This is a genomic window from Hymenobacter sp. 5516J-16, from assembly GCF_022919335.1.
In the GTDB taxonomy this organism is placed as follows: Bacteria; Bacteroidota; Bacteroidia; order Cytophagales; family Hymenobacteraceae; genus Hymenobacter; species Hymenobacter sublimis.
The window spans coordinates 934,923-951,089 of sequence record NZ_CP095058.1 but is presented as its reverse complement, the minus strand read 5'-3'; the positions used below and the strand labels follow the sequence as shown (position 1 = coordinate 951,089).

Genomic DNA, 16,167 nt, shown 5'->3' with positions numbered 1-16,167 from the left:
AGGAATGTTCTGGCTGGAAAACGTATTTCGCTACCTCCAGCCGTAACGGCTGGGGCCGACGAGGTGATGGGAACAAAGAAGAACGCCGGGAAAGTGCCGCCTAGCTTCGCACCATGTGAATATGCGGAATGCCATCTTCGAGGTAGCCCTCACCTACCTGCTGAAACCCAAAGCTTTCGTAGAAGTCCTTGAGGTAGAGCTGAGCACCGATTTGAATGGGCTGCTCGCCGAACAGCGCCGCTACCGCCGCAATGGACTCGCGCAGCAGCTCCCGGCCCAGGCCGTAGCGCCGAAACTGGGGGCTTACCACCACCCGCCCAATGCTGGCCTCGGGGTAGCTGATACCGGCCCCAAACAAGCGGGAATACGCAGCCAGCTCGCCCGTTTCCGTGTGGCCCAGCAAGTGGGTAGCGGCTTGGTCCTGGCCGTCGAGGTCCTGGAAGGCGCAGGTCTGCTCGACCACGAACACCTCGGAGCGCAGCTGCAGCAGGGCGTACAGCTCCGCGAGGGTCAGGTCAGGGAAGGGTTTGGTGGTCCAGGTCAGGGTCATGCGGCGCGGATGAAAAGATGAAGCTGCAAAGATGCGGGGCAAGCGGGGATAAACCGTTGCTGGCGGCCACCTACCTGCTTATTTCAGCGCTTGGGCGGCCTGGGCCGTATATCCTCGTAAAAGAAGTTGGCCACCCGGGCGGGGGTAGGGCCAGGCGACAGGTGCTGTCTGTTGCGTGTGGGCGCTTCTCCTGTAAGCCTGGGCCTGTGCTTACTTTTCTGTTCCGCACTACTCTCTGCTAGTCTATGAAAAACCTACTTGTGGCCGCGCTACTTCTGACCACGGCCGGGGCCTGCTCGCCCGTCCGGATTGAGTCCACGACCCAGACGCCGGGCGTCGATTTCTCAGCCTATAAAACCTACAACTTTCTCGACGTGACGGCCCGCAACGAAGCCGCCTTTGCCGGCGGGGGCGTCGGGATTGAGGAGTTGAAACAGGCGGTGGCGCGGGAGCTGGAAAGCCGCGGCTACCAGCGTGCCGACACCCCAGACCTGTGGGTAAACATTGGGATAGTGACCGAGGAGAAAGTCCAAACTCGGGAAACCAACATTCAGTTTGATGGTCCGCGCTACATTGGGCAGCGTCGCTACCGCTGGGAAAAGCAGCAAGTACCCGTCGGGACGTACCGGGAGGGCACGGCCACGGTTGATATCGTGGATGCGGCCCGTAACCTGCAGATCTGGCAGGGGGTAGCCGCCAGCACCCTCACCAAGGACCCCGCCCGGCTGGCCGCTCGCATCGACGAGGGCATTGCTACCATGTTCGAAAAATACCCCGTGCAGCCCCGCTAAACCAGCAGAAAACCCACGGCTGAGTCACTAAATGGCTAGGCCGCTCGTATGCCTATTCATCTAACCTGCCGCGGTAGTCGCCTGCAACCGACTGCGTGGCTTTCTTACTTTCCTACCTATGTCGAAAAAGTCCAACCTCACGGCCCTGATCGGGGCTTCGCTGGCCGCCCTGGCCGCCGGTGTTTACATTAGCTACACGCAGGGGAGCTGGCCGTTTGCTAGCCAGTCTACGGGCGAGTCGTCGGATGCCGATGCCTCGGCGGATTCCGCCTCCGCTGACGAGCAAGCCGCCCCAAAAGCAGCAGGTGCCGCCGCCGACGTTGATGTGGCCCTGACCAACGAGGTAGCTAGCTACACCGAGCATAACCCCAACAACGCCGGCGACTTCACCGACGACGGTGCCACTGGCAACGCCGACTAAAACCGCCCTGGCACCTACGCCAGCGTAGTGAATTCTATTGTGCCCTACCGAGCAAAGCGAGGAATCTGAGTTAGTCTCCTAGTGAGTAACCCAGATTCCTCGCTTTGCTCAGCAGGATACGTGTTGGCTTTGACGGATGTGTTATCGAGAACTGTTACCAGTGAAGTCGAAGGCTGTCATGCAGAGCGTAGCGTAGCATCTCGCATGGCGTCGTTGCAGTCGTCAGCACGCGAGATGCTTTGCTGCGCGCTGCATGACGAGCTAACACAATTCACAAAATCTGGCTGTTCACATGCACTAGGTGTACGAGTCTTACGCGAGCCGTAAACCGGACTTCATTCACCTCAGCTTATTAGGATATAACTCAGCCAGCCAGTTTGAGCCCTGTTCCCAGGAAGCGGCCGGCGGCTTACCGGCTGCCTACCTTGTCCAGCACGGCTACAACCTCCTTAGTTGATACTTTGCGGCCCGTTTCGGCGGCGCGGTAAATGGCCTCGAGTAGCTGCACGTCGCGCAGGCCCATTTCGCCGGGTACGCGGGTGGGTTTGTTCTGCAGAATACACGCGGCGAAATCGTCCATTTGGCGGGCCTGCTGGGGCACGTTGGACAGGTTCATGGCGCCTTTGCTGGTTCGGCCCTGAATGCCGCCGTAGCCAAAGGCTGGTTGCAGCTCCATGAAGCCCTGGGCCGTGTTGGCGCGCAGGCGGCTATTGAGGTTTTCGGCGTAGCTGGTGCGGCACTCGGCCACGGCTCCATCGGCAAATTGCATCTGCCAGTTTACGCCCGCTTCCACCTCCTTAAATAGCACGGGGTCGGTTTTTGGGGCAAACGAAGCCGTGACGGATACCGGCAGCTGGCCTTTGGTATATACCACGCCCTGCACGCAGTAAATGCCCATGTCCATGAGCGGCCCGCCGCCGGCCAGCTCCTTGTCCACGCGCCAGGGCGTGTCGTTGTTAAACCGGAAGCCATTGTCGGCTACCAGGCTCTTGATGGGGCCCAGCACCTGCTGCTGGCCCAGGCGCATCATTTCCTGGTGGTGGGGCTCAAAGTGCAGGCGATAACCGATGCTGAATTTCTTGCCTGCTTTCTGCATGGCAGCAATCATGCGCCGGCATTCCTCGGCGGTGGGGGCCATGGGCTTTTCGCAGATAACGTGCTTGCCCGCCCGGGCGGCCCGCTCTACGTACTCGGCGTGCAGGCCCACCGGCAACACGATGTACACGATGTCGATGTCGGGGTTGTCGACAATCCGGTCGAAGGTCTGGTAGGAATAAATGTTCTTTTCCGGCAACTGGTACTGTTGCCGCCATTGAGTTGCCTTGGCCGGCGTCCCCGTCACGATGCCGGCCAGCTTACACAGCTTGGTTTGCTGCAGAGCCGGGGCCAGCTGGCCGGTGCTGTACTTGCCCAAGCCCACCAGGGCCACGCCCAGCGGCTTGGCACTTTGCCCAAATAGGGTAGTCGGCTCAGCGCTAGCTTCTTCCAACCACGACAAAGGTCCTCCCATAGCCGAGGCACCCACCAAAGAAGCTCCCGCCCCCAAGGCAAGAGTGCGCATAAATTCCCGGCGAGAAGCCGCGGAGGAGTTAGCCGGATCAAAGCTGGACATAACGTGAGTAGTTAGTGTATATACAGGTACCGTATTCAGGATGTGCGGGTTACGAAAAGAGAGTGGTTCGTCGCTGGGGTATGGCTAAGCGGTTCGTGCCGCTACCCATGACGATGCGCCACTAGGTAGCCCTAACCCCAGCTACCAACCCTGGCCGGGGAGCTATAAGATGAAAGAGCCAGCCGCGCCTACTGCTGACGCAGGGCCGTGAGCAGGGCCGGGGCATTGCGCTCGGCCTCGGTTTTCTCCTGGGCGGTGAGGGTAGGTTTGAGCAGCAAGTCGAAGACAGGTTGCTGGGCGGCGGGTAGGCCCGCGCGCTTCACCCGCTGGTCTTTGGGTTTCAGCCGCTGCACCAGGGCGGTTACTTCCTGCAATGCCTTTTCCGGGCTGACTGTCCGCTTGCCGGCTAGCGGCGGGGTAGTGGCCAGCCCCCGCCCGCGTATCGCAGCTCAATGATGCAGCCCTGGCAAGCCGTGCCGTTGGGCGCTTCCTCGGAGGGGCCGGAAGTAACGGTTGCACTGTCGGTGGCGAGGTAGAGCGTGGTGCCATCGGGGAGAGGGCCAGGTCGCGGTAACGGACCGGGCCGCGGAAGTACATCAGCGTGTCGGACGCTACGCTCGTGCCCTGGTCGTGGAGCTGCAGCCGAATCAGCTTACCCTTTTTCAGGGCCGGAATCAGCAAGGAATTGTGCCAGCCAGGAATAGCCGTGCCAGTGTACACGGCCAGACTGCTGGGAGCCTCGGAGTTCCAGGTTGGCTCATCGGGCGAGTGGGCGCGGGTACGCTCCAGCACCGTGGTCAGGAACTGGTTGCTGAGCGGATAAAGCGAGGCAATAGGGTTGCGGTAAGAAGGCCCAATAAGAGCGGCATTGGCCTTTTCGCTGCTGATGGTGGGGTAGGTAGTGTGCCAGCGCCCGGGCAAACTGGCGTGGTGAGAGGCTGCGGCGGCCAGCCCGTTGTAGTTGCCATCGGCAAAGCCCAGCACCAGCGGATGCCCGTAATTCTTGCCCCGCTCAATTAGGTTGATTTCATCATCCGAAAATGCTCCGTGCTCCGAGGCGTACAGCCGCCCCGTGCCGCCCACCACGGCGTAGGCCAGCCCCTGGGCGTTGCGGTGGCCCAGGCTCCAGACGGCGCTTTGCTGGCTGGTATTGAAGGGGTTGTCATTCGGAATCCACTGGTCGGAGGGGGCGTGGTCGGCGTCGGGCTCAATGTGGAAGCGCAACACTTTGCCCTCGTAGGAAGCGGGCTCTGGGCATGGTTGGGCCGCCCACCGTTCTCAAACTGCCCTGCGCCCAAATCACCTACGGAATAGAACAGGTAGTCGCGGCCCGCTACGGGGGCTATAAGCAGGCGCCCGGCGTTGTGGTCGTTGCTGGCCGGAATGGTGTCGCAGAGGACGAGGGGCCGACTCAGGGTTTGCGCCCGAGCGTCGTACTCGTAGCGCACGAGCCGGGCCGTGAAGAAGTGGCCGCCGTAGTTGGGGGCGCTGCCGTTGCCCGGTTGGTCGGCCCCCGCATAGCGGTAAATGTAGCTCAGGTACACGTAGGGCTTGCCGGTGAGCAGCTGCGGGTGCAGGGCCAGGCCCATCAGGCCGCCCTGCGGCCAGGGCTTGCCCCCGTCCACGGAGTCCGGAATCTTGTCGTAGCGCGGAAATTCGCGGTTTTTGCTCAGGTCCAACACCACCTGGCGGGCACCCGTGGCGGGGTTGAGGCGGCTGACGCGGTAGCCGCGGGCTTCCGTAATCCACAGGAAGTTATCGGGGCCGTAGGTGACTTCCCACGGGTCGCTGAGCTTTTCCGCAAGCACGCGCCGGGTAAACTGCTCGCCCAGCGGGCCGGTAGTGGTTTGGGCCACTGCGGGGTAGAGCGTTGCTAGTGCTGCAAACCAGCTTAGAAGGTATCGGAACCGCATTCCCGGTAATATTTAAGTTGAAAAAACGCGCCTCGTGGCGGTTTATCCTTACTTACCGGCGCGGCGGCGGGTTATCGTTGACCTTGAAGGTTTGGTCTATATTTACCACCTTATTTAGAGCTTGATGTAGCCACTTGTCAAGCAAAGTTTATCACGAGTATTTCTCCTACTATAAAGCAATGATTTCGCACGACATACAACCAACTAAAGCAGTGAGAAGCATTATAATGGTGTGGCTACTGTTGTCTACTCTTTGGTGCTCTGGACAATCTATTTCCATCAACGAGCATGGATTTTATATACCTCGAAATCTAACGGAAGCAAATGAGCAGCTCGATAAAGTGCTCACAGACAAAGCCAAGGCAAAATTTAAACGGCTTACGCCCAGCGACTTCGAGAACATCTCCGGGTTGTTTATTCTGGGGAATGGGAATTGGGAGAGTTGGAAACGGATGCCAATAGCCGACTTGTGCAGTATTTGAATACCTATGTCAATACAAAGCAAGAAGCCTATGGCTACGAGGGCTGGCAGGTACGTCGGCATTTGGTGCTCTTGTCGTACCTGCGGCACCTGAAGCACAGCCCATTCGATCTGGCTGTTGAGGCTAAAAAACTTGCCGCCAAAGGTGACTCCGTCGCGCGGGTAATCGAGCAGCAAAACCAGCGTAACCTAGTGGCCGATTCCATACAAGGAATCTATATTCCTCGGAATCTAGCGGACAGCTTTGTACAGTTAGACAAAATGCTGTCGGAGCCTGTCAAAGAGCAGCTACGACACCCTGATCCGGAGTATGGGCTGGCCAAGTTTCACTTCGGGCTAGGGCTTTGGATGCGAAATAATTGGGGACTCTGGGGAGGCTCTCGCCTGCAGAAATATTTAGAAGAACTGAATATCACCCACCCCGATAATATGTCGGGAGTGCTACTAAAAAGTTACAGCGACTACCTGAATGGAAAGTCTCTGGATGAAAATGAGTACCGGCACGCCACTATTCCTCGGGTGGCTGACAACCCAGAACAGGATAGCGCGGCAGTAGTTTCTCAACCTCAGCCAAAACTAAAACGGTCGGATTATTCTAAGCCTTACAGACAGTTCCTCCGCAAGCGTCGTATCGATGACTTTCACGAATTACCTCCCGAGGCATATGGGCAGGAAGGCGAAATTGTGGAAGTACCAGAATGAAACTGGTGGTGGCACAACAGGTTTCGGGTTTGTACAGCGTATGCCGCTATCTACTCATCTTCCGGAAACTGGCCCATGCCGCCGCTTTCAAAATCGGCAATGGCTTGCACTAGCTCACGGTTGGTGTTCATCACGAAGGGGCCGTAGGTAGCCAGTGGCTCCTCGATAGGCTCGCCGGCCAGCACTACCAGCACGGTATCCCCGGTGGCGGTGAGGTGTACGTCCGTAGAGTCCCAGCCGAACACCACAAGCTGTTTCGTGACGGCCGGGCGGTTGCCGTGCATGGTAATGGCGCCCTGCACCACGTAGAGGCCTACGTTATAGTCAGCGGGCAAGCTGATAGTGGTGTTGGTGCCGGCGGGCAGGTGCACGTCGAGCAGGGTGATGGGGGAGAAGGTAGCGGCCGGTCCGGCTACCCCCTCGTATGTGCCCGATACCACCCGAATGCGGCCGCGCCCATCAGCGGTAGCCACTTCCGGAATGGCTTTGCCGCGGATGTTTTGGTAGCGGGGTGGGGCCATTTTGTCGCGGGCGGGCACGTTCACCCAGAGCTGGAGCAGCTCCAGGGTGCCGCCGCGGCGGGCAAACTCCGGCTCGTGGCGCTCCTCGTGCAGCAGGCCCGCGCCGGCCGTCATCCACTGCACGTCGCCGGGGCCGAGGGTGCCGCTGTGGCCGGCCGTGTCGCGGTGGGCCAGGTGGCCTTCGTACACCACCGTCACGGTTTCGAAGCCGCGGTGGGGGTGGGGCGGGGTACCCAAAGGCGACTCGGTGGGAGCTACCGGCATGGGCCCGGTGTGGTCGATGAGCAGGAAGGGGCTGAGTTGCCGGATGCGGGGCCCTGGCATGGGGCTGGTCACGTCGAAGCCGTCGCCGACGAATTTCTTGTTGCCATCAATTACCTGAAAAATACGGCGGCCGGTCGTCGGGGTCATAAGCAAGAGCTAGGCTACGGGTAAGCAAAAAATGGGAGTAGCTGTTGCAACCGCCCTACCAGCGCCAGGGTTTTGTCCGAGGTGCTGGCAACGCCCTTTCGGCTGAGCTAAAGTGGATGGTAAATCAGAAGACCGTCATGCAGAGCGCAGCGAAGCATCTCGCGTGCTGACGACTGCAACGATACCATGCGAGATGCTTCGCTGCGCGCTGCACGACGGTCTTTTTTGACTCAAAAATTTTCTGTTGTACACACAGCCTAGAGTGCGTAGAAGGTGCTGCAAACACCTGTCAAACAGATATTTATGCTCTGCCTCTGCTTGACGGTCTTTTCGCTATGCATCCGTTGCCAAACGGCTACTGCTTGCACCCTAATGCTACCTGCCAACCGGCCTGCAACTACAGCAGCTTCTGCATGAATGGGTCGTGGAAATCGGGGCGAAGTGGAGCACGTTGGGCAGGTGGGCAAACTCGGCGGGCTCGTGGGTGGTGGTGAGGATGACGGTTGGCATGCCGGCGTGTTGGGCCGCCTCGGCGCCTTTGGGCACATCCTCAAACACGAGGCAGTCGGTGGGAGCTACGCCGAGCAGCTGGGCGGCTTTGAGGAAGGTTTCGGGGTGGGGCTTGCTCAGTGTCACGTCGTCGGCACTGACGATGGCCGAGAAGTAGCGGCGAATGTCGAGGCCATCGAGCACGAAATCAATGTTGAAGGGAATAGCCGCCGAGCCGATGGCCAGCCGGATGCCGCGGGCGTGGGCCTGCTGCAGGAATTCCAGCAGACCCGGCAGCAGCGCCAGGTGGGGCCGAAACTCCTGCTGGTAGCGCTGCTCCTTGCGCACGGCCAGCTCGTCCATTTCCGCCACCGTAAACCGCTCGGGCCCGAACAAGCGCACCAGCACCTCCTGGTTTTTGCCGTACATCTGCGGCTTCACCTGCTCCCAACTGAAATTGCCGCCCAGCTCCGTGTTCAGGATGTGCTGCCAGGCGCTGGTGTGGTAGTCCATGTCGTGAATCATGGTGCCGTTGAGGTCGAAGAGAAAGGCTTTCATCAGAAGTAGATCAGGGGATAGAAGCTGTGGGGGCAGGGCCCGGAAGTTGCAAATTTGGGCTGTTTACGGCGGTTAGGCCGCGGAAGCCGCGGATGCAGCAGAAATAGTAGGTGTCAGCAGGCCCGGCAACAACACTTCATCCGGCTTATCCGACGCTTCGGTAACAGCGAGTTTCAGGCGCGGCGGCAGCGGGCCACTTTTGGCTTACTACCTCGCCGCTACCCCATGAAACGTCTGTTATTCCTGGCCTTCCTGCTGCTGACTCCGGCCCTGCTGCTACTGGCCCAAACCCCAACCACCCTCAGCGGCACCGTCCGCGACGCCAGTGGGCAGCCGTTGCCGGGCGCTAACGTGTTCCTGAAAACAACCTTCGACGGTGCCACTACTGACTCCGTGGGCCGCTTCCGGTTTGAAACTCCGGCCGCCGGCTCCTACATGCTGCAAACCAGTTTGCTCGGGTTCCTGACGACGGAAAAGCCAGTAGCGCTGAATGGCGCGCCGGTGCGGCTGGCGCTGACGCTTAAGAGCACGCCCCAGGCCCTGGGCTCGGTAATTATTACGGCCGGGGCGTTTGAGGCCAGCGACGAGCACCGCAGCGCCGCCCTCAACACCCGCGACATTCAAACCACGGCCGGGGCTTTGGCCGATGTGGCGGCCGCGTTCAATACCTTGCCCGGCACCACCCGGGTAGGCGAAGACGGCATGCTGTTCGTGCGGGGCGGGGCCGCTTCGGAAACTAAGGTGTATCTGGATGGGCTGCTGGTGCAAAACCCCTACAACGCCACGGTGGCCGCCGTGCCCGCGCGCGGCCGGTTTTCGCCCAGCTTGTTCAAAGGCACCGTGTTCAGCACCGGCGGCTACTCGGCTCAGTACGGGCAGGCCTTGTCCGGGGTGCTGCTGCTAAACTCCACCGACCTGGCCCCGGAAACGCAGACGGGCCTGTCGGTCAGCTCCCTATTCGTGGGTGCTTCGCAGGTGAAGCGCTGGGAGCGGACGTCGATGGACGCCTCCGTTGAGTACGCCAACCTGACGCCCTACCAGCGCCTGCTGCCCCAAAACGTGACGTGGTTTCAGTCGCCGCGGGGCCTGACTGCCGCGCTGGGGCTGCAGCACCGCACGGGGCAGGCGGGTATGCTGAAAGTGTACGGCCGCTGGAGCCAGCAGCAATTCCGCATCGGGCAGCCCAGCCCCGAGCCGGCCGGCCACCAAACGGTAGGACTGCGCAACGGCAACGGCTACCTCAACACCACCTTCCGCAGCCCTCTGCGCCGGGGCTGGAGCCTGCAAACCGGCCTGGGTTTCAGCCACGACAACCAGCACCTAGCCCCGATACCGTGCGCATTGCTACCCAAGAGCAGGCCGTGGTAGGCCGGCTAGTGCTCATTAACGACTCGGCCGCGACGCGCTGGAATGTGAAAGTGGGCGCTGAAGTGCTAGCCCAGAAATTCAGCCAGGTAGTGCAGCCCAACGCCGCCGTGGCAACTGTTTACACGCCTTCTTTCCTGGAGAAAAGAGCGGCGGGCTTCGTGGAATCCGACTTTCAGCTCTCAGACCGGCTGGCCGGTCGCCTGGGTGGGCGGGCGGAGTACTCGGTTCTACTGGGTCGTTGGAACGCCGCGCCGCGCCTGGCCCTGGCCTACCAAACCACCGAGAATAGCTCCCTGTCTGGGGCCTACGGGCGCTTTTACCAGAGCCCGGATAACGCCCTGCTGCTGGTGCAGCCTCGCCTGCGGTTCGAGCAGGCCACGCACTCGGTGCTCACCTACCAGTACACCCGCGACCGGCAGCTGCTGCAAGCCGAGGCCTACTACAAAACCTACCGGCACCTCACCCGCTACGATGGCCACAGCCCCCGCAACCCCCAGGCCTACCACAACGGCGGCTCCGGCTACGCCCGCGGCCTGGACGTACTGTGGCGCGACCGGAAAACCATCAAAAACCTGGAATACTACCTCAGCTACGGCTTCCTGGATACCAAGCGCCAGTACCGCCAAGACCCCGTGGCCGCGGTGCCCATGTTTGCGGCCCGCCACAGCGTATCAGTAGTTGGTAAGTACTGGGCTCAGCCCCTGCGCACCCTGCTGGGCGCTACCTACAGCTACGGCAGCCCCCGCCGCTACCACGACCTGAACGACCCCGAACACGGCTACAACCAGGGCCAGCTGCCCAGCTACCAGGACGTAAGCCTGAACGCCAGCTACATCACCCGCCTGTTCGGGCAATACACCATCCTGCACCTGGCCGCCACCAACGTGCTGGGTCGCCCTAACGTGTTTGGCTACCGCTACGCCACCCAGCCCGCCGCCGACGGCACATTCAACCGGGTGGCCCTTACGCCCACGGCCCCGCGCATGCTGTTCGTGGCCCTGTTCATTTCCATCAACAAGCACAACGCCTTGGATTTGAACGAGCGGCCGGAGTAGGGCCTCACCCCCGGCCCCCTCTCCGCGGAAGAGGGGGCCGGGGGTGAGGCCACCCATGCGAGCCTACACTTCATCCGGCTTATCCGACACTTCGGTAACGGCAAATTTCCTGGGGGCTACGGAGCGCGCACCTTTGAATCATCAACCACCACAAACCTTTCCTCCCCATGAAAAAGTCCTTGCTCACCCTCGCCCTGGTAGCCGCTTCTTTTGCCGCCGTAGCCCAGAAGCCCGCCCCTGCCACGCCCGCCGCTACCGCCGCCCCCGACTCCTACACCGCCCTGCTGGCTGCTACCATTCAGGAACTCATGAACACCGGCGACCCGGCCAAACTCAAGCAAGCCGATTCCAAGTTGGAGCGCGCCGCCACCGTGGCTCCCCAGGATTGGCTGCCCCGTTACTACCAGGCCTATGCCCGCACCATTACCGCCTTCGTCAGCAAGGAAGATGACGACCAGCGCGACCAATACCTAAATCAGGCAGAAGCGGCCTTGGGCCAGGCCCGCAAGCTGGGCGGCGAGGCCTCGGAGCTGCTGGTGCTGCAGGCCTACATCTACCAGGCCCGACTGAGCATTTCGCCCATGCTGCGCTCCATGCAGTACTCTAAGCTAGTGACGGAAACCCTGGCCGCGGCCAAAAAAACCAACCCCGCCAACCCGCGCGTGTACCTGGTACAGGCCAACAACGTGTACTACACGCCCTCCATGTTCGGGGGAGGAGCCGAGGTAGCCAAGCCCATCTTCCAAGAAGCCCAGGCCCGGTTCGCTACCTTCAAACCCAGCTCGGTGCTGGCTCCCAACTGGGGCGAGCGGCAGGTGAAAGGCCGGCTGAAAAGCTACGAAACGGCCTCCGCCAACTAAAGTGGCACTTCTCCGCTACACCGCAACAGCAACGCCATTGGGCCGGCGCAGTTGTGTCGGCCCATCGGTCAAGATGAATTTGGCTGCCAGCGTGGCCGCATGGGTAGGCTGCTGGTAGTGGGGGTGTGGTATCTTTTCGCTTGCTTTATTCGCTCATCAGGAGTTGCTGTTATGCTTGAATCCGCCTTTCCATCGAATCGCCCGGCCCTAGCTACTGAGGAGGCGCTGCAGGCGCGAAGAAACTCCCTGGTCGACCTGGGGCGGCACTACCCCCACCGCAAATGGGCGTTCATGCTGGGGCTGATGCTGACGTTATCGGTAGGGCTGAGCTTCGTTTTTTGCCGGGGCTGTGCCGTGTGGAGCGAGGACTTTCTGGTCACCTTCGGCTATAACTTTTGCTATACCACGGGCCTGTGGCTGGCCAATGGGTTTCCCAGCGAGTGGCTCAACCGTCGCGTCGACTGGACGATTCAGCCCATCAAGCGCTTCCTGATTACGCTGGCTATGTCGTTGGTTTTGTCCCTGATTGTGATTTTCATCGTCACCACGGGCTTCAACGTGCTTCATCACCACCAGTCCTGGCGCTCCATTACGTGGCGGCCCTTTGTGATGCCCTTGCTGATTACGGTGGTCGTGTCGTTGTTTATGCACAGCCGCTCGTTTTTGCTGAGCTGGCGCGATGCCACCACCCAGGCCGAGCGCCTGCAGAAGGAAAACGCCCAGGCCCAGGCCGACAGCCTGCGCCGCCAACTCGATCCGCACTTCCTGTTCAACTCCCTGAACGCGCTGACTTCCCTGGTCGAGGAAAACGACCCGGCCCGGGCCACGCGCTTCATCCGCCAGCTCAGCCAGGTGTACCGCTACGTGCTCGATAGCCAGGACCAGGAAGTGGTGCCGCTCGCCGACGAGATGCGCTTCGTGGAGGCCTACTTGTTTCTGCAGCGCACCCGCCTGGGCGAGGGCGTGCAGGTAGAAATGACCGTGCCCGCCGCGGCGCTGGAAACCCTGCTGGTGCCCCCGTTGGCCGTGCAGCTGCTGCTGGAAAACGCCCTCAAGCACAACGCCACCTCCCAGCGCGACCCGCTGCAGATTCGCATTGCCCTGGATGCGCAGGCCCGTACGCTCACCGTCAGCAATACCCGCCGCCCCCGCCGCCTCCCGGACGGCGAATCGACGGGGCTGGGCCTGAGAAACTTGCGCGCCCGCTACGCCTTTCTCACCAGCCAACCTGTGCAAGTGCAGGAGTCGGCCACGGAGTTTGGGGTAGTGCTGCCAGTGCTGGAGCTGCGGTAAGTTGATGGTCAAAACTAGCGCCAGAGCCTAGCTCTCCTCCTAAGTTGAGAAGGGGTTGGGAGTGGTTGACCAGCCGTTGAACCTTCCCTGTAAACTAGATTTAGGCCTGCCTATCGTTCTTCCCTCATCAACCACCCCAGTCCCTCCTTAGCTGAGGAGAGGAGCTAGGTTCTAGCGTTAATTGTAAAAGCTACCCCGATGCCCGCCACCACTACCCCGATTCGCGCCCTCATCATTGAAGACGAACCGCTAGCTGCCCGTCGCCTCACAGAGCTGCTGCGCAAGCAGCCGCGACCGGTGGAGGTAGTCGGTACGGCCGAATCGGTGGCGGAAGCGGAGGCCCTGCTGCACGCCGTGCGGCCCGCGCCCGATGTGCTCTTTCTGGATATTCACCTGGCCGATGGATTGAGTTTCGAGCTGTTTGAGCGGCTGGAAATCCAGAGCCCGGTCATCTTCACCACCGCCTACGACAAGTACGCCCTGCGCGCCTTTAAGGTGAACAGCGTTGACTACCTGCTCAAACCCATTGACCCCGAAGAACTTACGGCGGCTCTGCAGAAGCTGGAGCGCCAGCGCCAGGCCGCCACCCCCGCCTTCGACGCCAACCTGCTGGCCCAGGTACTACGCCAGGCCCAGCCGGCCCGGGAGTATAAGTCGAGGTTTGTAGTGCGGGTAGGGGAGCACCTCAAGGCCATTCCAGTGGAGCAGATTGCTTACTTCGCCAGTCTGGAAAAAGTAACCCTACTCCACACCCGTGAGGGCCGCAAGTTCGTGGTCGACTACACCCTGGAGCAACTCGAAGGCATGCTCGACCCCACCGAGTTCTTCCGCCTCAACCGCGCCTACCTAGCCCACGCCGAGGCCATCCACGACATCATCCACTACACCAACTCCCGCCTCCAAACCATCCTCAAGCCCACCGCCCCGACAATGACACCGTCCTAGTCAGCCGCGAAAAAGTAGCCGCCTTCAAGGCCTGGCTGGATCGGTGAGGTGGTGAAATGGTGATTCAGTGAGTTGGCCGTTCTGTCCTGGCGAGGACGCAGGACGACGCCATCCGTCCTCTCATTTGTGACAAGCTTAGAAACGTGACCAGCCCTTAACGTATGGTAGCGTCAAGGGCTTGGTCACGTTTCAGAGGGGTAGCACGTTGGTCAGGACGGATGGCGTCGTCCTGCGTCCTCGCCAGGACAACACTTCACTCAATCACTCAATCACTGACTCACCAAATCACCATTTCACTATCTCACCGCTTACCCTTCCAGCCAGCTTTTCACAGCGGCGGCCTTCTCGCGGCTGACTAGTACTTCCTCACTGGGGCGGGGTGCAGGTCTAGTAGCAGTTTGCCGTTGAAGTGCGGGTGTAGGCGCTGTACGGCGGGTAGCTGGGCAATGAACTGGCGGTTGAGGCGGAAAAACTGGCGCGGGTCGAGTAGACTTTCGAGCTGCTCCAGGGTGTAGTCGACCACGAAGCGGCGGTTGTCGGTGGTGGCGAGGGTAGTGGTTTCGTGGCGGCTCTGGAACCAGGCTACTTGCGCCACGGGCAGGGGCAGGAGCTGCTCGCCGCTGCGCACCAGGAAGCGGGTTTTGTACTGGCGGTCGGGGCGGGGTAGGGTGTCGAGCAGGCGCTCCAGGCGGTGAGCAGAATCAGTGGCCGCCCCAGACGCTGGGGCGGCCGGCGCGGCGCGCCACTCCCGCAACTTCGTGAAGGCCGCCTGCAACTCGGCCAGTTTCACGGGTTTCAGCAGGTAGTCCACACTGTTGGCCTTGAAGGCCCGGATGGCGTAGGCATCGTAGGCGGTGGTAAAAATAACCGGGCTACGTACCAGCAGCTGGTCGAAGATTTCCAGGCTCAGGCCGTCGGCCAGCTGGATATCGGAGAGGATAAGGTCCGGGGCCGGGTTGCTGCTGAGCCACTGCACGGCGTCAGTCACGCTGTCGAGCACGGCCGCTACCTGGGCATCAGGGGCGGCTTGCTGAAGCAGGCGTTGGAGCCGCTCGGCGGCAGGGTACTCATCTTCGAGCAGCAGAACAATCATACCAGCGAAATGGTGAGATGGTGAGTTCGTGGGTAATTACTGGCAGAGGCGGCTGATGCTCTGGGCAAACAGGCGGGCTGCTTCGGACGGGAACGGCTGCTTCAGCGACTGGTAAAGTGTCGCTTCAAACGTCATGTTGAAGTACTCGGCGGTGCGGCGAAATGGCACCTCGAACCCTTCGGGCAGCTCCTGGTCGGAGCCCACGGCGAGCAGGAATACGTGCTTGCCACGCAGCCCCGGCCCAGCTGCTTGTGCGGAGGCTCGGTCAGCTCAGTCAGGCGGTCAAAGAAGTCCTTCATGCTGCCGCTCATGCTGTACCAATACACCGGTGTGGCAAACACAACGACGGGATGGTGCAGCAGCAGGTCCGCCAGCGCAAGAAACGTGTCCTGGGCGGGGTACTCCTGCGGGTAGTTATACGGCGCCACCGGCCACTGCTGCAAATCAATTAGTTGGTGAGGAACATTAGTCAGCACCTGGGAAACCAGGCGGCGGGTGTCGCCATCGGAGCGGGCACTTCCCAGGATAACCAGGGGCTTGTTCATAGGCGTTATGATGCGTGAGCAAGCTCTCGGGAGGTGGTAATCCTCGCTCGGAGCTTGGTGATGAAAGCGGGGGTAGTACGTCTGGTTAGAAGGCCGTTTCAGCAGCCAGATGCAGGCCAAAGTACCACGTCCAGGCCATAAAGAACAGCTGCAGGGGCACCCGAAACCAGAGGTAGCGCGGGCCGGAGCCATCCAGGGTGCCCGTTTGGTAGTTGAGGTTTCGGCGGGCCGCCAGGATGTTCGCCGGCAAAATCAGCAGGAAAAAAATCAGTAGGCAACCAGCCGTTATACCTCGCAGCGAGGGAAAGAGCAGGCCCACGGCCGCCGCCAGCTCCAGTACACCGGTGGCGTACACCCACGCCTTTTTCGCGGGCAGAAAGGCCGGCAGCATCTGCATCATGCCCTGGGTGAAGGCAAAGTGAGCGGCCCCAGTGAAAAGGAGCATAGCCGCCATAGCCCCGTTGCCGGCCAGCCGATAATCAGCTTCGCCCCGGAAGAAATACGTGCCGGCTACGAGCAAGCCAAACACGATCAGTAAGACAAACAGTGGTTTCATGAA

Annotated in this window: 18 protein-coding genes; 9 read left to right on the top strand and 9 right to left on the bottom strand. The window is 60.9% G+C overall.

Annotation, left to right across the window (positions count from 1 at the left end; translation table 11 throughout):
- Positions 1–100: 100 nt before the first annotated feature.
- Positions 101–592: a GNAT family N-acetyltransferase gene (locus tag MUN84_RS04655; protein WP_317239111.1), complete on the bottom strand. Its 492-nt coding sequence runs from the start codon at positions 590–592 to the stop codon at positions 101–103.
- Between the two features lie 203 nt (positions 593–795).
- Between MUN84_RS04655 and MUN84_RS04650 the strand changes: the two genes are divergently transcribed.
- Both MUN84_RS04650 and MUN84_RS04645 read left to right on the top strand, forming a co-directional pair.
- Positions 796–1,341: a DUF4136 domain-containing protein gene (locus MUN84_RS04650; RefSeq protein ID WP_244696856.1), complete on the top strand. Its 546-nt coding sequence runs from the start codon at positions 796–798 to the stop codon at positions 1,339–1,341.
- Between the two features lie 118 nt (positions 1,342–1,459).
- Positions 1,460–1,762 carry a hypothetical protein gene (locus MUN84_RS04645; protein WP_244696855.1) on the top strand — a complete coding sequence of 101 codons (303 nt, stop codon included), beginning with the start codon at positions 1,460–1,462 and terminating at the stop codon, positions 1,760–1,762.
- A 409-nt stretch (positions 1,763–2,171) separates the two neighbouring features.
- On the opposite strand, the gene MUN84_RS04640 is transcribed toward MUN84_RS04645, so the two are convergent.
- From MUN84_RS04640 to MUN84_RS04630, 3 genes are all read right to left on the bottom strand, one after another.
- Positions 2,172–3,374, bottom strand: coding sequence for a Gfo/Idh/MocA family protein (locus MUN84_RS04640; RefSeq protein WP_244696854.1), 1,203 nt, complete (start codon positions 3,372–3,374; stop codon positions 2,172–2,174).
- A gap of 162 nt (positions 3,375–3,536) precedes the next feature.
- The gene (locus tag MUN84_RS04635) at positions 3,537–4,496 is read right to left on the bottom strand and encodes a PQQ-dependent sugar dehydrogenase (RefSeq protein ID WP_244698662.1); all 960 of its coding nucleotides are present in this window, start codon (positions 4,494–4,496) and stop codon (positions 3,537–3,539) included.
- Positions 4,391–5,230, bottom strand: coding sequence for a PQQ-dependent sugar dehydrogenase (locus MUN84_RS04630; RefSeq protein WP_244696853.1), 840 nt, complete (start codon positions 5,228–5,230; stop codon positions 4,391–4,393). The genes MUN84_RS04635 and MUN84_RS04630 overlap by 106 nt, the downstream gene beginning before the upstream one ends.
- Before the next feature lie 236 nt (positions 5,231–5,466).
- Between MUN84_RS04630 and MUN84_RS24425 the strand changes: the two genes are divergently transcribed.
- Both MUN84_RS24425 and MUN84_RS04625 read left to right on the top strand, forming a co-directional pair.
- The gene (locus MUN84_RS24425; RefSeq protein ID WP_410780072.1) at positions 5,467–5,769 is read left to right on the top strand and encodes a DUF6794 domain-containing protein; all 303 of its coding nucleotides are present in this window, start codon (positions 5,467–5,469) and stop codon (positions 5,767–5,769) included.
- Positions 5,730–6,470 carry a DUF6794 domain-containing protein gene (locus MUN84_RS04625; RefSeq protein WP_244696852.1) on the top strand — a complete coding sequence of 247 codons (741 nt, stop codon included), beginning with the start codon at positions 5,730–5,732 and terminating at the stop codon, positions 6,468–6,470. The genes MUN84_RS24425 and MUN84_RS04625 overlap by 40 nt, the downstream gene beginning before the upstream one ends.
- A gap of 50 nt (positions 6,471–6,520) precedes the next feature.
- On the opposite strand, the gene MUN84_RS04620 is transcribed toward MUN84_RS04625, so the two are convergent.
- Positions 6,521–7,402: a pirin family protein gene (locus MUN84_RS04620; protein ID WP_244696851.1), complete on the bottom strand. Its 882-nt coding sequence runs from the start codon at positions 7,400–7,402 to the stop codon at positions 6,521–6,523.
- Between the two features lie 375 nt (positions 7,403–7,777).
- Positions 7,778–8,449: an HAD family hydrolase gene (locus MUN84_RS04615; RefSeq protein ID WP_244696850.1), complete on the bottom strand. Its 672-nt coding sequence runs from the start codon at positions 8,447–8,449 to the stop codon at positions 7,778–7,780.
- 225 nt (positions 8,450–8,674) lie between these two features.
- Between MUN84_RS04615 and MUN84_RS04610 the strand changes: the two genes are divergently transcribed.
- From MUN84_RS04610 to MUN84_RS04590, 5 genes are all read left to right on the top strand, one after another.
- Entirely contained in the window at positions 8,675–9,817 is a 1,143-nt protein-coding gene (locus tag MUN84_RS04610; protein ID WP_244696849.1) for a TonB-dependent receptor, read from the top strand.
- The gene (locus tag MUN84_RS04605) at positions 9,784–10,872 is read left to right on the top strand and encodes a TonB-dependent receptor plug domain-containing protein (RefSeq protein WP_244696848.1); all 1,089 of its coding nucleotides are present in this window, start codon (positions 9,784–9,786) and stop codon (positions 10,870–10,872) included. The genes MUN84_RS04610 and MUN84_RS04605 overlap by 34 nt, the downstream gene beginning before the upstream one ends.
- A 167-nt stretch (positions 10,873–11,039) precedes the next feature.
- Positions 11,040–11,732: a hypothetical protein gene (locus MUN84_RS04600; RefSeq protein WP_244696847.1), complete on the top strand. Its 693-nt coding sequence runs from the start codon at positions 11,040–11,042 to the stop codon at positions 11,730–11,732.
- Between the two features lie 171 nt (positions 11,733–11,903).
- Positions 11,904–13,025, top strand: coding sequence for a sensor histidine kinase (locus MUN84_RS04595; protein WP_244696846.1), 1,122 nt, complete (start codon positions 11,904–11,906; stop codon positions 13,023–13,025).
- A gap of 198 nt (positions 13,026–13,223) precedes the next feature.
- Complete coding sequence (locus tag MUN84_RS04590) at positions 13,224–13,970, top strand: LytR/AlgR family response regulator transcription factor (protein ID WP_244696845.1); 747 nt, start codon at positions 13,224–13,226, stop codon at positions 13,968–13,970.
- A gap of 355 nt (positions 13,971–14,325) precedes the next feature.
- Here MUN84_RS04590 and MUN84_RS04585 read toward each other — a convergent pair whose 3' ends face one another.
- From MUN84_RS04585 to MUN84_RS04575, 3 genes are all read right to left on the bottom strand, one after another.
- Positions 14,326–15,063 (bottom strand): LytR/AlgR family response regulator transcription factor, encoded by a 738-nt coding sequence (locus MUN84_RS04585; protein ID WP_244696844.1) that lies wholly within the window; start codon positions 15,061–15,063, stop codon positions 14,326–14,328.
- Positions 15,064–15,194: 131 nt separating this feature from the next.
- Positions 15,195–15,608, bottom strand: a complete 414-nt coding sequence (locus MUN84_RS04580) for a flavodoxin family protein (RefSeq protein ID WP_244696843.1) — start codon at positions 15,606–15,608, stop codon at positions 15,195–15,197.
- Positions 15,609–15,693: 85 nt separating this feature from the next.
- Positions 15,694–16,164, bottom strand: coding sequence for a DoxX family protein (locus MUN84_RS04575; RefSeq protein WP_244696842.1), 471 nt, complete (start codon positions 16,162–16,164; stop codon positions 15,694–15,696).
- Between the last annotated feature and the right edge of the window lie 3 nt (positions 16,165–16,167).

Bases quoted from the DNA above. Each gene is read 5' to 3' on its own strand.
- MUN84_RS04650 (WP_244696856.1), top strand. From the start codon at position 796: ATGAAAAACCTACTTGTGGCCGCGCTACTTCTGACCACGGCCGGGGCC.
- MUN84_RS04645 (WP_244696855.1), top strand. From the start codon at position 1,460: ATGTCGAAAAAGTCCAACCTCACGGCCCTGATCGGGGCTTCGCTGGCC.
- MUN84_RS04640 (WP_244696854.1), bottom strand. From the start codon at position 3,374: ATGTCCAGCTTTGATCCGGCTAACTCCTCCGCGGCTTCTCGCCGGGAA.
- MUN84_RS24425 (WP_410780072.1), top strand. From the start codon at position 5,467: ATGATTTCGCACGACATACAACCAACTAAAGCAGTGAGAAGCATTATA.
- MUN84_RS04620 (WP_244696851.1), bottom strand. From the start codon at position 7,402: ATGACCCCGACGACCGGCCGCCGTATTTTTCAGGTAATTGATGGCAAC.
- MUN84_RS04615 (WP_244696850.1), bottom strand. From the start codon at position 8,449: ATGAAAGCCTTTCTCTTCGACCTCAACGGCACCATGATTCACGACATG.
- MUN84_RS04610 (WP_244696849.1), top strand. From the start codon at position 8,675: ATGAAACGTCTGTTATTCCTGGCCTTCCTGCTGCTGACTCCGGCCCTG.
- MUN84_RS04600 (WP_244696847.1), top strand. From the start codon at position 11,040: ATGAAAAAGTCCTTGCTCACCCTCGCCCTGGTAGCCGCTTCTTTTGCC.
- MUN84_RS04595 (WP_244696846.1), top strand. From the start codon at position 11,904: ATGCTTGAATCCGCCTTTCCATCGAATCGCCCGGCCCTAGCTACTGAG.
- MUN84_RS04590 (WP_244696845.1), top strand. From the start codon at position 13,224: ATGCCCGCCACCACTACCCCGATTCGCGCCCTCATCATTGAAGACGAA.
- MUN84_RS04585 (WP_244696844.1), bottom strand. From the start codon at position 15,063: ATGATTGTTCTGCTGCTCGAAGATGAGTACCCTGCCGCCGAGCGGCTC.
- MUN84_RS04580 (WP_244696843.1), bottom strand. From the start codon at position 15,608: ATGAACAAGCCCCTGGTTATCCTGGGAAGTGCCCGCTCCGATGGCGAC.
- MUN84_RS04575 (WP_244696842.1), bottom strand. From the start codon at position 16,164: ATGAAACCACTGTTTGTCTTACTGATCGTGTTTGGCTTGCTCGTAGCC.